A 13,839-nucleotide genomic window follows, 5' to 3' on the forward strand; every position below is an offset into this window, starting at 1 on the left:
ATTGACGGTTCTCGAATTGAGGGATTGTGGAATTGAAGGGTCGATGCGGTTCGCCTTCAGTCTTCAGCCTTAACCCCTAAACACCTGAGTTTTGATAATGGAAATTCTGATTACCTCTTTTTCTCTGCTCACCCTCGCGGTGATCGTTATTCTGATCGGTACCCGGGGACGGCCCATGCGCTTTATCACCGCCTTCGGCGAGACCCTGGCGCACGTCTGGGAAAACCGGGGCCCCATGTTCTGGGTGTCTGCCTGCGTGGCGCTGGTGCTGGCGTTCCTGTTCTTCTTCTACGCGTCGCCGGCCACCCGCATCGGTGCGGAGCAGCCCATCGCCTTCAGCCACCGCCTCCACGCCGGGCACAAGGCCATCCAGTGCCAGTTCTGCCACCCCTACGTGGGCCGATCCATCCATCCGGGATTGCCGGCCGTGGAAAAATGCCTGTACTGCCACAACTACATCATCGCCAACCACCCCGAGATCCAGAAAGAACACGACTATTTTAACAGCGACACCCCCACACCGTGGGTGAAAGTATACGAACTGGCCGAACACGTGCTGTTCAACCACCAACGGCATATTAAAAAAGAAATCGCCTGCGAATCCTGCCACGGCGAGGTCCGCCAGATGGACCGCCTGAAAGGTGAACGCTTCAAGATGGGATTCTGCATCCAATGCCACCGGGAAAAAAAGGTCAACCTGGGCTGCTGGCTGGCCTGCCACAGCTAACAAAATTGAGAATTTTGAATTATGAATGTTGAATTGAGGAATTCTATCGTTTTAAAAACAGGCAGAATACAATCATTCAAAATTCATAATTCAAAATTAAATTTGCAAGGAGTCGCCATTGGTCGCTGAAACCCAAACCCTTGAATCCACCAATACCACCGCCAAGGGGTTTGCCCTGACATCCGGATTCTGGATGATGGTCGCTACCTTTTTCGGACTGCTCGGGGCCGCGGAACTGGTGGCCCCGGATCTGACCGAGAACATGGGCGGCATCGTATTTGGACGCGTGCGTCCCACCCACGTCAACCTGGTGCTGTTCGGTTTTGTCACCCCGGGCCTGCTCTCGGCGGCCTTCTACTTCATCCCCCGGCTGCTGCGTACCCGGCTGTTCAGCGAACGGTTGGGTGTATTTACCGTGGTTGCCTGGAACATCGCCCTGGTCGGTGCGGTGGCCACCCTGGCCGCGGGCTTTACCCAGGGCCGTGAATATGCGGAACTGATCTGGCCCATCGACATCATGGTGGTGGCCGCCTTCGGCCTGGTCTTTTACAATTTCATCATGACCGTCAAAAACCGCCAGGAGCCGATTCTTTATGTATCGGTATGGTACGTACTGGCCGGCACCATCCTCACCGCCTGCACCTTTGCCCTGGGCAATGTCATCTGGAAGCCCGACAGCGGCGCCCTGGTGGGCATCCACGATGCCATCCTGCTGTGGTTTTACGGGCACAACGTCTTCGGCCTGCTGCTGACCCCCCTTGCCGCCGCGGTGGCCTATTATGTGATCCCCCGGGCCTGCCGGGTGCCCCTTTACAGCCACACCCTCTCCCTGCTGGGATTCTGGGCGCTTATCGTGGTCTACACCCACATCGGCACCCACCATCTGCTTCAGGTACCGGTACCCACCTGGCTCAAGGTGGTGGCCATCGTGGACAGCGTGGCCATGGTGATTCCGGTCATGGCCTTTTTGATCAACATCTGGTACACGGCCAAGGGCCGGCTGGGTGAAATCCACGCCGACATCGGTGCCAAATTCGTCTTCACCGGCACCATCATGTACTTCTTCGTCAGCATCCAGGGGTCGCTCATGGCCCTGCCCGACGTCCAGCGCGTAACCCATTTCAACAACTGGGTGGTCGCCCACGCCCACATCGGCGTGCTGGGTTTTGCCGGCATGATCGCCCTGGGCGGGCTTTACTACACCATACCGAAACTTTCCGGAAAACCCCTCCACAGCCGTTTTCTGGCCGACTTCCAGTACTGGATGGTCCTGATCGGCATGGTGGGGTTTACCGTGGTACTGACCATCGCCGGCCTGATCCAGGGCAACGCCTGGCTCAACGGCGAAACCGTTTACCGGGTACTGCCGGAAATCCACGTATACTATGTGGTTCGTGCCGGCCTGGGCCTGTTGATTTTTTCCAGCGCGGTCCTTGGGTTTTATAATATCGTCCGTTCATTGTTCGGAAAAACCGGAGCGTCATCATGAAAATGACCCCCCTTGCCGTGGTCGTCGGCTCGCTGCTGATCCTGGCCGCCATCGTGTTCGTGGTGATCCTGTTGCCCTATGTACAAACCAGCCAGACTGTGCCATCGGACATTTTCCGCCAGCGGGCGGCCGACGAAGCTGCCGGGCGGGCCCTCTATATCGCCAACGGCTGCGTCTACTGCCACAGCCAGTCCATCCGTACCATCGACTGGGGGCTGGGCGCCGAACGTATCGCCCAGGCCGGCGACTATGTGGCCGACTACCCCATCCTGCTGGGTTCCCAGCGCACCGGACCGGACCTGTCCCAGGATGGCGGCGAGCACCCGGACGACTGGCACCGGGCCCACTTCATGAACCCCCGTTACACGCGCCCGCTGTCCATCATGCCGGCCTTCAAGTTCCTGGGCGACAACAACATGGACAATCTCATCCGCTACGTGCAGAGCCTGGGCCTGAAGGACGCCGACCGGCGTATGAAACGCCAGAATTTCTGGAAGGAGGAAGCCGTCAGGGCTTACGAAGCCGGCCCGGATGCCAACGTCAAGTGGCTCAACGACAATATCCCCCAGGGATGGCGCGATGTGCCCAACCCCTACCCCACCACCGAGGCGGGGCTGGCACGGGGGCACAAGATCTACCAGGATTTCTGCCTGGGCTGCCACGGCCCGGTGGGCGACGGCATGGGCCCGGCCCAGCCCTGGATCTATCCGCCGCCATTGAACTTCACCATCCTGAAAAACAGGGAAATCAGCGGCGGAATCCTCTACTACCAGATCATGAACGGCATCACCGGATCGGCCATGCCCTACTTCAAACGTGAACTGGAGTCGGAAAAAATCTGGGATGTGGGCAATTACGTGGCGGTCTATTTCATCAACGACAGCGACGCGAACACCGAGCCGAAGGGAATCGATGCGGCCTACGAGCCGTAGGCGCATTCGCGCCAGGAATTCAGGCTGAAGCGGTTTAGGCTGTAGGAAAAAGATTTTGATCCTAAACGGCTAATAGGCTCAAAATTTCAGACAACGGAATGCTTAAGGTCGAGCCTATCGTTGTCGAAACCAAGAAAGTGTTAGGCAGTTTGATTCGATCAATTCGAAAGCGGAAAGGAGATTAGACTGAGGTGATTTAGGCGCAACGACAAAGGGATGGCATCATCGCTCCTACAGCCTATACACCTGCAGCCTAAATACCTAATCATGTATTATCCTTACTTCATCGCCTACATCAGCATCGGCCTGACCATCAGCCTGGTGGTGTTCTACTGGGCCTTTAGAACCGGCCAGTTTTCCGACCAGCAGCGGGCCCGGTTTCTGCCCCTGCGGGACGAGACCGATGAGCCGCCGGTCAAGGCCAGCCGTTTCAATCGGATCGAGATTTACGGGCTTTTTTTCCTGGCAACGGCGGGACTGGGCGCAACGGTCGCGCTGTTGGCCTTTGCCCTGTATTTCAGCAAATAAGGGGGGCAACCCATGAGATTTTATGAACTGTTGAATTTCCAGCACACCATGGCCTGGCTGTTCCCCAGCCTGATTTTCATGGTGGTTTTCGGTGTGGGCCTGGCCTTTGCCCATCTGCATGGCAAGGACAGCGAGGCACGTAAAAAGACCATCACCGGCCGCTATGCCGACGGCATCGAAGAGCGCGACGCGCCCTATCCCCTGTTCATGATGCTGGTTATCGCCGGAACCTTTATCTGGGGATTTTTCTATATTGTCATGCACGGCGTTCTGGGGGTAAAAATCTGATATGAACGACGAAATCCATCGCGAATCTCTGCTCAGAACCTGGATCTGGCTCGGTGTCATGCTGGGCATTATCCTTTTTAAGGGCTTTCTGGCCTTTACCGTGGTTTCGGATATGGGCCAGCCCACCTGGGCCTACCGCCCGGTGAAGGATGTGCCGGCCCAGTCCCCCTATGCCGTGTACCAGCTGCTGCCCAATCCACAACACGTCAGAGGGGCCGGAGGAGAATAAATGATTCGCATCCTGTCAGTCGGCCTGATTGTTTCAGCGGTTGCCCTGGTGGCCTGGGGCGTCATCACCGCTTACGATGAACTGTTGCCCGTGGGACGCATGTGGAAAACCCCGGCGGTCAAGCCCCATGAAAACCCCATTCCGGTCATGGCGGCGGGCAGTGTGCCCGTCAACGGTGGCGAGGCGCTCTTTCGCGCCGCCGCTCCGGAAGCGATCCAGCCCCCCTTTTCACTCACCGACGCGGCGGCCGTCACGTCCGGCGAAACCACATACCGGTTTTACTGCATTCACTGCCACGGTAAAAACTTCGACGGTTACGGCACCGTGGGCCAGAGTTTTGCCCCGCCGCCCGGCGACCTTCGCAGCAAGCGGGTCCAGTCCATGCCAGCGGGCGTGCTGTTCAAGGAGATCAGCTACGGCATCCCGGACGGCCGCCAGCCGGCCCTGGCCACCACCGTGGCCGTTGAGGACCGCTGGCATGCCATCGCCTACGTCAAGAGCCTCGGCCAGCGTCAGTGACGCTGGCAAATATCAAATGACAAAATCCAAATGACAATTGAAGGATGGGGTCGATTTTATTTAGATCGATAGCATTCCACCATTTGACATTCGGATTTTGGCCTTTGACATTTTCATTGCCGAATTTCTTCTTTGGCACCATTGTCCTCACGCCCGGTTAAAATTCCATGACGCCTGCCAATTGCGATCTTTGTGGCCTTCCCCTGCGCTATGGCGCGGTTTCTCATCGGATCGACGATGTGCCGCTCCAGTTCTGCTGCCACGGCTGCCGGATGGTCTACGCCATGCTGCTGGAATCGACCGAGGTGGACGACCCCGCCCGGTTCAAGGAGACCGACCTCTACCGGCAGTGTGTGGCCGCCGGAGTGATCCCCGCCAGCGAAGCGGATCTGCGCCGCCTTCACGAACGGGAAAAACAGGCCAGCCATCCCGCCGGCAAACCGGTTGAGGGTGTGGACGCTGCGCCGGACCGGTCCGGGACCCTGCCCCTGGACCTGGTCGTCGACGGCATGTGGTGCACCGCCTGTGCCTGGGTGATCGAAACGGCATTGTCCCGTCTGGAGGGGGTCCGGGCGGCCACCTGCCATTTTTCAACGGACCGCATGCACTGCCATTACCGTCCGGACCGGGTGGCGCCCGACCAGATCCGCAAGGCCGTCGCCCGCCTGGGCTACGATACCCGGGACCCCGAGACCGGCGATGCCGCCCGGCATGCCCAGCGCAGGGAACTGATCCGGCTGGCGATCACGGCATTGCTGTCCGCCAACGTCATGATGCTCTCCTGGGCCCTGTATGCGGGCTTCTTCACCACCCTCTCCGGTGACGCCGTATCCAAAATATCCCTGCCCATCGTGGCCATGGCGGCCGTCGTATTCGTTTACGGCGGCGGCCCCATGCTGCGCAAAGCCTGGTTCGGACTGGTTCATCGGGCACCGGGCATGGAAACCCTGGTGGGCATGGCCGCCGGATGTGCCTTCGGCTACAGCATCTTTAACTGGCTGACCGGCAGCATTCACCTCTACTTCGACACCGCCTCCATGCTGATCACCCTGGTCCTGCTGGGCAAGGTCCTGGAGCAGCAGGCCAAGGGCCGCGTCCGCCGGGACCTGGACCGGTTCTTCGCCCTGCAGCCGTCCAAGGTGCGCCTGATCACCGACGGGTGGCCCGCCGGGCGGTATGTGGCCATCGGTCAACTGGCACCGGGCGACCGCTTTGCCGTGGAGGCGGATGAGATCGTGCCGGCGGACGGACACGTGGAATCCGGAACCGCGTCACTCGACGAATCCTCCCTGACCGGCGAACCCAGGCCGGTACCCGTCAAGGCCGGCGATCCCGTCAAAAGCGGTGCCCGCGTGATTGACGGCCGGTTCGTCGCCCGGGCCGAAATCGTCGGCGCGGACACCATTTTAGGCCGGATGATCGCCATCATGGCCCGCAGCCTGGAACAGAAAAGCGCCTACGAGGGACGCACGGATCGCATGCTCCGATGGTTTGTCCCCGTCATCCTGACACTGGCCGGAGGTACCGGTCTGTTCTGCTTTCTAAACGGTGCCACGATCAACCAGGCCATGGTGCGGGCCGTGACCGTGATGGTCATCTCCTGCCCCTGCGCCCTGGGCGTGGCCATTCCCATGGCACGTCTGGCCGGCATCTCCCTGGCAGGGCGCCGGGGCATCCTGGTCAGGGAGATCGAGGCCTTCGAACGGGCCGACGTCGTCGACACGCTGGTTTTCGACAAAACCGGCACCCTGACCCACGGCCGCTGGCAGCTGTGCGGCATCGACTGCCAGCCGGGACACGATCCGGAGACCGTCGCTGCCTGGGCTGCCGGTCTGGAGCGGGGATCGGACCATGAAATCGCCCGGTCCATCTTGTCCTATGCCCGCATTCAGGGAATTGCAGCCGCTGATGTCAGCGATATCACCGCCCATCCGGACGGGATCCAAGGCCGGCTGGACGGAATCGACCTGCGCATCGGCAAACGGGGATTCGCCCGGGGCCCGGCGACGCTTTCGGATGGGAACGGGGACGGTTCCGACGGAACCCTGACCTCGCGTGTTTTTCTCAGCGCGGACAACCGCCCGGCGGCAGTCCTGATCTTCGGGGATGCCATCCGGCCGTCGGTGCCGGCGATGGTGGACCGGTTGAAGCAGGCGGCCATGCACCTCCACCTGATCTCCGGGGATGATGACGCCGCCACCGGGGCCGTAGCCGGGACACTGGGCCTGAGCCGGACCCGGGGCGGTTTATTGCCGGCCGACAAGGCGGACTATATCGACCGGTTGAATGACCGGGGACGGCAGGTGGCCATGGTGGGTGACGGTGTCAACGATGCGGCCGCCATGGTTCGTGCCACCCTGGCCGTGGCCGTTCATTCCGGCGCAGGCCTGGCCAAAGAGGCCGCCCACATCACGCTCATGCGCGGGGATCCCGCCCAACTATTGGACTTTTTCCCCCTGGCCCGCCGGGTCAACCGCAAGGTGGGGCAGAACCTGTGGTGTGCCTGGATCTACAACCTGGTCAGCATCCCCGTGGCCATGAGCGGCCTGCTGACCCCCCTGGTTGCCGCCACGGCCATGCTGCTCTCCAGCCTGACCGTCATCGGCAACACCCTGCTGCTGGTCCGGCGGGATTGACCCTGTCGTCGATCCGCAACCCGCCGCCCCCGGCCTCCCCTCTTTTTCCCGATGGCCCCGAGAGAGACCCTTTTCCCCGAGGGCAGCCTTAAACGCATGAATCCGCAGCCGTCCCGACGGACCCCATCGTGTCTCCATTCCACAACACGGGGCCTTGACAAACCTGGAAAAAGAGACCATTTATAATCTCTTATGCGCGTTATCCCGATACGTTGAAGCGCGGCAGGCAGGGCGCCGGCCTGGGTTCGGCCTCGGCGGCAGCCATCGGATGACAACCATGAACATCGGAAAAAAAATGATTATCCACAGGTTAAACGAGAGGTAGAAAATGGCTCAGAAGATCATCATCGTCGGCGGCGTCGCCCTCGGATCCAAGGCGGCCTGCCGATTCAAGCGACTGGAGCCCCGCTCCCAGGTCACCATCATCGATCAGGACCGCTTCGTATCCTACGGTGGATGCGGCATTCCGTTTTACGTCTCCGGGGATGTGAGCGATGTCAACGATCTGCGTAAAACCAGTTTTCACATGCTGCGGGACGAAGCCTTTTTCCGCAATTGCAAGGACATCGAGGTGCTCACCCAGACCCGTGCGGAACGAATCGACCGGGAGAACAAAAAGCTCCACATCCGCCGGCTGGACGGTACCACGGACGTCCTGGATTACGACCAGCTGGTCCTGGGAACCGGCAGCCGCCCACGGTGTCTGATGATCCCCGGCGCCGATCTTCCCATGGTGCATACGTCCGCCAACCTGAACGATGCCCAGGCGATCAAGGAACTGGTCACCAGGGGGCAGGTGGAGCGGGCCGTCATCATCGGCGGCGGGTTTATCGGGCTGGAGATGGCCGAAGCCCTGGCCGACATGTGGGAGGTGGATACCACGGTGGTCGAATATTTCGACCAGATCATGCCCGGCTTCGTGGGTCCCCAGTTCGCCCGTATGGCCCAGCGGCAGATGGAAAAACACGGGGTCCGCTTTTTCCTCGACGAAGAGGTGAAGGCCATTGAAGGCACGGACAGCGTTGAAGCCGTGGTGACGAGCAAACGGCGACTGGAGGCGGACCTGGTGATCATCGCCATCGGGGCCACCCCCAATGTGGAACTGGCCCGCGAGGCCGGGCTGCGGCTCGGGCCGACCGGTGCCATTGCCGTGGACGAGCACATGCGCACCTCCGATCCGGTCATTTATTCCGGCGGGGACTGTGCGGAAATCCGCAATCTGGTGACCGGCCAGCCGGGTTACTTTCCTTTAGGGTCCATGGCCAACCGGCAGGGCCGGGTGATCGGCACGAACCTCGCCGGGGGAAGCGCCGAATTCAGGGGTGCTGTCGGCTCCTTTGTGGTCAAGACCTTCGAGGCCGCCCTGGCCGGAACCGGATTGAGCCTGGAAAGGGCCCGCCGCGCAGGCTTCGATGCGGTCAGTGTCCAGGTGGCCCAGTTGGACCGCGCCCACTTTTACCCGGACAAGGCCATGATCCACCTGGAACTGGTCGTTGAAAAGAAATCACGGCGCATATTGGGTATCCAGGGATTCGGGGAAGAGGGTGACGCCGTCGTGGGACGCATCAACATGGTGGCCGCCATGCTGGAAGACCGGCCCACCATCGACCGGCTCAGCAATGTGGAGCTGGCCTACTCGCCCCCGTTTTCGTCGGCCATGGACGTGCTCAACGCCCTGGCCAATACCGCCGAGAACATGCTGGACGGCCACTATCAGCCCATCGACGCCGATGGCTTTGCCGAAAAATGGGTCAACGGAAACGGCAACCTGTTGATCCTCGACTGCCGCGCCCGTCAGGATGGCGAATCCTTTGCTAAAAAATATCCCGACCGCTGGGTCAACATTCCCCAGGATGAACTGCGGCAACGCATGGCTGAAATCCCGACGGACAAGGACCTGATCCTGATCTGCAACACCGGCGTGCGCTCCTATGAAGCCCAACTCAACCTGAGGGAGATGGGCGTCACCGATCCGGTCAGCGTTCAGGGCGGCATGGTGACCTTGAACAAGTGCGGCCTGGACCTTTAATCCTTCGAATCATTCACCAGCGCCCCCCGCCGCAAACGGCGGGGAATGCGCTCGCGACTGCGATTATAGACGGGCAATCGATTCCGGACGACAGCCTGGCTGTCTCCGGAATCATTCGTTTGACCGCATCGGCGCTTCAACGGGCAGCCTTTTTCGGGGTTCATCGGCAGGGGGCCGCCGACCACCTTGAGAATCCTGAAATCCTTCCTATCTTAAAAACCATCGATCTAAACACCGACAGCACGGGATTGGCGTGATCATCACGCGCTACAGCATGTAAATCCATGTGCATCATCTCTGTACCAACCCATCCCAGGTCGGCGACAACCCGAGTCAGCCCGCCCGATTGCCGACCTTTAGAAGAAGGAGGATTCATGAACATTCGACGCCTGACCCTATTACTGGCTATTCTTTTGCTGGCCGGCACCGCCCACGGCAAAGTGGTGACCCAGGCCATTTCATACACCCACGGCGGGGTCTCCCTGGAAGGCTACCTGGCCTACGATGATGCCGTTTCCGGTAAAGCCCCCGGCGTCCTGGTGGTCCATGAATGGTGGGGATTGAACGACTATGCCCGAAGCCGCGCCGAGAAATTGGCCCACATGGGGGTTGTGGCCTTCGCCCTGGACATGTACGGCAAGGGCAAGTCCACCGAGCACCCGGACCAGGCCGCCGCCTGGATGAAGGCGGTCAACGGAAATATGGACGGATGGCTGAAACGGGCCATGGCCGGACTGGAGGTCCTCAAAAAGCAGCCCATGGTCGACGCCGGACGGCTGGCGGCCATCGGCTACTGCTTCGGCGGCGCCACCGTCCAGGTGCTGGCCTATGGCGGTGCGGACATCAAGGGCGTCGTCAGTTTTCACGGCTCCCTGATGCCGCCGACCGCCGAGCAGGCCGCACGCACCCGGGCCAAAATCCTGATCTGCCACGGTGCCGCCGATCCGATGAACCAACCCGAGGCCATGAGCACCTATGCCGCAGCCATGAACGCCTCATCCATCGACTGGCAGATGATCGCCTACGGCGGCACCCGCCACAGCTTCACCAACCCCGATGCGGACAAGCGGGACATGGCCGCCCTGGCCTACAGCCCGTCCGCGGACCGTCGCTCCTGGCAACACATGACATTCTTTTTCGAGGAATTATTTTAAGCGCCCGTGTCGGACTGAATGCCCGACACGCAGTCCTGCCGGCCCGCCCGCAGCGAACAGGAACGGGTCGTAGGATAAAACCAGCAGCCTCAACCGAACATTGAGAAACCATATGGAAAGGAATCCGACATGAATGAAACAACTGAAAAAACCCTCTGTGCCCTCCAGGAAGAGGGATTTATCGACTCCGATACCGACGCATTCAAAAAACTGATCCAACCGGCCACGCACTTCTGCAAGAACTGCGGACGAAGCGCGGCCAGCGACAAGAACCTGTGCAACCCTGAGCCGCTGTAAAGCTAAACCCAAAAAGCGCCGTTGGCATAATGGGCCGACGGCGCTTTTTTTCACAACTCGGGCAAGGGGGTTAAGCAGCATCACGTTTCAGGGGCCACGATTTTCAACTGACCGGCATAACGGCCAACCACGGCATCCTCGACGCAGTTTTCCAGTTCCGTATCGCTGATACTGCCCGGGTCTTTGAGTTCTTCCAGGGGACACACAAAATCGTTTCCCGCCATATCCTTGACTTTGACGTATAACGTCTCATTCGTTTCCGTGTTCATTGGTTTGCCCTTTCCATTTATCATTGAAAAAATATCACGCCCACAGCTGGGCGTTTTACCTGGTTCGGCCATACGCACCGATATCGCCTGAAGGGTCCGCACGTTCATTTTTAGATCAGGTCCGGTGGTGGATGACGCAGGCCCCTGATCCAGGACTCCGGGAATGAGCCATGCCCGTTGGCCGCTCCCAGCAGCGCGCCCAGGACCGCACCCCGGCCGGCGTTGTCCCCGCCCAGACGGGTGTTGGCAACCAGTCCCCGCTCCACCTTGTCGTGGTATTTCAGGGCCAGGTAGGCGGTCGCCGGCAATGCGTCTTCCACATAGCAGGCCGTGCTCAATCGCCGCCCGACAACGGTTTCATCGGGGTCCGCAAGCCATCGCATCAGGGGATGGCCCAACAGCGGATTGTCCTGCCGCCGGACTTTTCGCGCGATCACGTCAAAAAGCGATTCACCGGAAAGAACCGGAAGCAGCACATCCGCGAGGAATTCACCGGCCGCGGCCATCCGGGAACCCAGATGGGTGAGGCCGAGATGCGCCATGGCCAGCCGCCTGGCCAGGTCGGGATCCTGAGCGTAGTAGACGATAAGCGGAATCATGCCGATCACCCCGCTGATGTGCTTTTCGTTGACCCCGCAGGCCGTCGGGGGCTTGCCCGACGCATAGTTGGCAAAAAAACGGCGGTGATATTCTTCCACGTACGTGTCCCGGTGGCTGCCGGGGGTGGTCATGAAAGCGATGTATTCCGACAGATAGGCGTCGGCATCATATCCACCCCTGGCCTGCATGGTCTTGATCAGCAGGTTGCATAGCTTCAGGTTCAGCGTATTTTCACCGGCCCGCAGAAACTGGTGATAATGCACCCCCGGACGCCCCCAGAACCGGGCCTGGTCGTGGAGGATGTCGGCCCTTTCATTTACCGGGGTGTAGGAGGAGCGCCACAGGATGCTGTCCGGATGGGGGTTTTTGGGCGCCAGGTATCCGGCCACCCGGCCGTAGTCCCGCGCAAGGGCCCCACGGTCGTAGTACCAGTGAACCGGCATCGCCAGCGCATCGCCGATAAACATGCCCAGGAGCGCACCCTTGCGTCGTGACGGGTTGTCCGGTGAAGGGCCGGCGCCGGGTTCCGCTGCGGCTGACATGAGGACCGGGCTGTCCGCTGGAGATTTCATGGCGACACTTCCTTTACGTGGCGGGTTCATTTGAACGTTCGCACCGATCCCATGCCCCCGTCCACGGCAATCACCTGGCCGGTAATCCAGGCGGCGGATTCCTCGAGAAGGAACGTCGCGGCAGCCGCTGCATCGCGGGCCTTTCCGAATCGTTTCAGCGGATGTCGTTCCGCGGCGGCCGATCGTCTGCCCTCATCGGACAGCAGGGTTCCAGCCAGCGGCGTGTCCGTCAGCGACGGCGCGACGGCGTTTACCCGGATCCTGGGTGCAAACTCGGCTGCCAGTGAGCGGGTCAACCCTTCCAGAGCCCCTTTGGCACTGGCAATCGAAGCATGAAAAGGCATCCCCGTTCCCACGGCCACGGTGCTGAACAGGACAACCGAACCCGACCCGCTGGCCTTTTTCAAGGCCGGCAGACAGGACTGGATGGCGTTCACGGCGCCGAAAAAGTTGATGCGCCAGTCGGCCAGAAAGTCTTCTTCTTTAAGGCGGTGGAACGGGCGCAGGCGAATCGAACCGGGACAATAGGCCAGCCCCTGAACGGCTGCCGGGATCGCGTCCCTGGCGATGGCATCCCGGGTGATGTCCAGCGGCAGGTGCGTCACCCCGGGCAATCCCGACAGGGAGTCTGCCGACCGGGAAACGACGGCCACCGAATGATTTTTCCGGGACAGTCGACGGGTGATGTCCAGGCCGATGCCGGAACTGCCGCCCACGACAACGAAGGTCGATTCATTCATGAGTCGTCTTCTCCTTGTGGGTTGATGGATGCTCGGGTGCCCCGGCCAGATGACGCCGCAGGATATCTCCCAACTCGGCGAGGCAGGCTTCGATGGTGTCGTATTGATAGCCCGCCACGAATTGCCCCTGACCGTAAACATCCACCGCGGGGGTGAATGGCGGATAGGCGAACAACGCGTTGACGATGATGCCATGGTCGGCCACATGGCTGGCGACCAGCACGCCGGCATCGGGGGGAGGGGTTCCGTCCTCGCCGCCGGAGGGCCCGCCCAGCATCTGATGCCGAACACTGGGCGGGAGGTAAAAGGCGGCCGCCGATCGAGGCACCGTTACGGCACGGGATAACCGCTGAAAAAATGCTATTTCATCCGGCACCAACTGTTGAAAGGTCACGGTGGCCCCGGGTCTCAGATAGGCCGCCATCCGGTCCAGCAGGTCCGCCAGCATTGATTGCCAGCCGGCAACCAGATCCGACGGCCCGTTTCCGACCCGCTGTTCGACAACCCGGGCCATTTTGCGGTTCTGTTCAGCGTCGATCGGTTTCATCGGCACATCCCCTTTCACGGAGCGATCCATTGTCTACATGCCGCCTACGGCCGGCACGAAGGCAACCCTGTCCCCGTCGGCCAGCCGTTTGCCGATCCCCGTTCGTCGACCGTTGACGAATACCAGAGCGATGTCCCGCTCGGGGATCCGAACGTGGTCGGCAAGGGTTTTAGCGGTGGTAGTCCCGCCGGTGAGGGATACGGTGCGGCCACGGTCATGCCTGCAGGTATCGCCATTGTGCAACGATGAGAAGCATTTGACACTGATTTTCATGATTCACCTC

At 60.6% G+C, this 13,839-nt stretch carries 16 protein-coding genes; 11 read left to right on the forward strand and 5 right to left on the reverse strand.

Annotated elements, in window-relative coordinates; genetic code table 11:
* Positions 1 to 97 precede the first annotated feature (97 nt).
* The 11 genes from DSCA_RS14095 (at position 98) to DSCA_RS14145 (ending at position 10,828) form a co-directional block, all read left to right on the forward strand.
* A complete protein-coding gene (locus DSCA_RS14095; protein WP_231716488.1) occupies positions 98 to 727 on the forward strand; it encodes a cytochrome c3 family protein in 630 nt (209 codons plus the stop codon).
* 118 nt (positions 728 to 845) lie between these two features.
* Complete coding sequence (locus DSCA_RS14100; RefSeq protein ID WP_231716489.1) at positions 846 to 2,216, forward strand: cbb3-type cytochrome c oxidase subunit I; 1,371 nt, start codon at positions 846 to 848, stop codon at positions 2,214 to 2,216.
* A complete protein-coding gene (locus DSCA_RS14105; RefSeq protein ID WP_155317029.1) occupies positions 2,213 to 3,148 on the forward strand; it encodes a cbb3-type cytochrome c oxidase subunit II in 936 nt (311 codons plus the stop codon). The genes DSCA_RS14100 and DSCA_RS14105 overlap by 4 nt, the downstream gene beginning before the upstream one ends.
* Before the next feature lie 267 nt (positions 3,149 to 3,415).
* Positions 3,416 to 3,676, forward strand: coding sequence for a cbb3-type cytochrome oxidase assembly protein (locus tag DSCA_RS32130; RefSeq protein WP_174783988.1), 261 nt, complete (start codon positions 3,416 to 3,418; stop codon positions 3,674 to 3,676).
* 12 nt (positions 3,677 to 3,688) lie between these two features.
* Positions 3,689 to 3,964, forward strand: a complete 276-nt coding sequence (locus tag DSCA_RS14115) for a cbb3-type cytochrome c oxidase N-terminal domain-containing protein (protein WP_155317030.1) — start codon at positions 3,689 to 3,691, stop codon at positions 3,962 to 3,964.
* Between the two features lies 1 nt (position 3,965).
* Positions 3,966 to 4,193: a hypothetical protein gene (locus tag DSCA_RS14120; protein ID WP_155317031.1), complete on the forward strand. Its 228-nt coding sequence runs from the start codon at positions 3,966 to 3,968 to the stop codon at positions 4,191 to 4,193.
* Positions 4,194 to 4,712: a c-type cytochrome gene (locus tag DSCA_RS14125; RefSeq protein WP_155317032.1), complete on the forward strand. Its 519-nt coding sequence runs from the start codon at positions 4,194 to 4,196 to the stop codon at positions 4,710 to 4,712.
* Between the two features lie 167 nt (positions 4,713 to 4,879).
* Positions 4,880 to 7,348: a heavy metal translocating P-type ATPase gene (locus DSCA_RS14130; RefSeq protein ID WP_155317033.1), complete on the forward strand. Its 2,469-nt coding sequence runs from the start codon at positions 4,880 to 4,882 to the stop codon at positions 7,346 to 7,348.
* Positions 7,349 to 7,676: 328 nt separating this feature from the next.
* Positions 7,677 to 9,377: an FAD-dependent oxidoreductase gene (locus DSCA_RS14135; RefSeq protein WP_155317034.1), complete on the forward strand. Its 1,701-nt coding sequence runs from the start codon at positions 7,677 to 7,679 to the stop codon at positions 9,375 to 9,377.
* A gap of 374 nt (positions 9,378 to 9,751) precedes the next feature.
* Entirely contained in the window at positions 9,752 to 10,531 is a 780-nt protein-coding gene (locus tag DSCA_RS14140; protein WP_155317035.1) for a dienelactone hydrolase family protein, read from the forward strand.
* Between the two features lie 129 nt (positions 10,532 to 10,660).
* Positions 10,661 to 10,828, forward strand: coding sequence for a hypothetical protein (locus DSCA_RS14145; protein WP_155317036.1), 168 nt, complete (start codon positions 10,661 to 10,663; stop codon positions 10,826 to 10,828).
* 80 nt (positions 10,829 to 10,908) lie between these two features.
* Here the strand turns inward: DSCA_RS14145 and DSCA_RS14150 are convergent, their stop codons facing one another.
* From DSCA_RS14150 to DSCA_RS14170, 5 genes are all read right to left on the reverse strand, one after another.
* Entirely contained in the window at positions 10,909 to 11,097 is a 189-nt protein-coding gene (locus tag DSCA_RS14150) for a hypothetical protein (protein WP_155317037.1), read from the reverse strand.
* Positions 11,098 to 11,207: 110 nt separating this feature from the next.
* Positions 11,208 to 12,269, reverse strand: a complete 1,062-nt coding sequence (locus tag DSCA_RS14155) for an ADP-ribosylglycohydrolase family protein (RefSeq protein WP_197904796.1) — start codon at positions 12,267 to 12,269, stop codon at positions 11,208 to 11,210.
* A 26-nt stretch (positions 12,270 to 12,295) separates the two neighbouring features.
* Positions 12,296 to 13,009 (reverse strand): SDR family NAD(P)-dependent oxidoreductase, encoded by a 714-nt coding sequence (locus tag DSCA_RS14160; protein WP_155317038.1) that lies wholly within the window; start codon positions 13,007 to 13,009, stop codon positions 12,296 to 12,298.
* A complete protein-coding gene (locus DSCA_RS14165; RefSeq protein WP_155317039.1) occupies positions 13,002 to 13,556 on the reverse strand; it encodes a hypothetical protein in 555 nt (184 codons plus the stop codon). Before DSCA_RS14165 ends, DSCA_RS14160 begins: the two co-directional genes overlap by 8 nt.
* 33 nt (positions 13,557 to 13,589) lie before the next feature.
* Positions 13,590 to 13,829 carry a MoaD/ThiS family protein gene (locus tag DSCA_RS14170; protein ID WP_155317040.1) on the reverse strand — a complete coding sequence of 80 codons (240 nt, stop codon included), beginning with the start codon at positions 13,827 to 13,829 and terminating at the stop codon, positions 13,590 to 13,592.
* Positions 13,830 to 13,839 lie beyond the last annotated feature (10 nt).

This window comes from Desulfosarcina alkanivorans, assembly GCF_009688945.1.
Taxonomy (GTDB): domain Bacteria; phylum Desulfobacterota; class Desulfobacteria; order Desulfobacterales; family Desulfosarcinaceae; genus Desulfosarcina; species Desulfosarcina alkanivorans.

Bases quoted from the DNA above. Each gene is read 5' to 3' on its own strand.
- DSCA_RS14115 (WP_155317030.1), top strand. From the start codon at position 3,689: ATGAGATTTTATGAACTGTTGAATTTCCAGCACACCATGGCCTGGCTG.
- DSCA_RS14105 (WP_155317029.1), top strand. From the start codon at position 2,213: ATGAAAATGACCCCCCTTGCCGTGGTCGTCGGCTCGCTGCTGATCCTG.
- DSCA_RS14170 (WP_155317040.1), bottom strand. From the start codon at position 13,829: ATGAAAATCAGTGTCAAATGCTTCTCATCGTTGCACAATGGCGATACC.
- DSCA_RS32130 (WP_174783988.1), top strand. From the start codon at position 3,416: ATGTATTATCCTTACTTCATCGCCTACATCAGCATCGGCCTGACCATC.
- DSCA_RS14095 (WP_231716488.1), top strand. From the start codon at position 98: ATGGAAATTCTGATTACCTCTTTTTCTCTGCTCACCCTCGCGGTGATC.
- DSCA_RS14145 (WP_155317036.1), top strand. From the start codon at position 10,661: ATGAATGAAACAACTGAAAAAACCCTCTGTGCCCTCCAGGAAGAGGGA.
- DSCA_RS14160 (WP_155317038.1), bottom strand. From the start codon at position 13,009: ATGAATGAATCGACCTTCGTTGTCGTGGGCGGCAGTTCCGGCATCGGC.
- DSCA_RS14125 (WP_155317032.1), top strand. From the start codon at position 4,194: ATGATTCGCATCCTGTCAGTCGGCCTGATTGTTTCAGCGGTTGCCCTG.
- DSCA_RS14140 (WP_155317035.1), top strand. From the start codon at position 9,752: ATGAACATTCGACGCCTGACCCTATTACTGGCTATTCTTTTGCTGGCC.
- DSCA_RS14135 (WP_155317034.1), top strand. From the start codon at position 7,677: ATGGCTCAGAAGATCATCATCGTCGGCGGCGTCGCCCTCGGATCCAAG.
- DSCA_RS14165 (WP_155317039.1), bottom strand. From the start codon at position 13,556: ATGAAACCGATCGACGCTGAACAGAACCGCAAAATGGCCCGGGTTGTC.
- DSCA_RS14150 (WP_155317037.1), bottom strand. From the start codon at position 11,097: ATGAACACGGAAACGAATGAGACGTTATACGTCAAAGTCAAGGATATG.
- DSCA_RS14130 (WP_155317033.1), top strand. From the start codon at position 4,880: ATGACGCCTGCCAATTGCGATCTTTGTGGCCTTCCCCTGCGCTATGGC.
- DSCA_RS14120 (WP_155317031.1), top strand. From the start codon at position 3,966: ATGAACGACGAAATCCATCGCGAATCTCTGCTCAGAACCTGGATCTGG.
- DSCA_RS14155 (WP_197904796.1), bottom strand. From the start codon at position 12,269: ATGAAATCTCCAGCGGACAGCCCGGTCCTCATGTCAGCCGCAGCGGAA.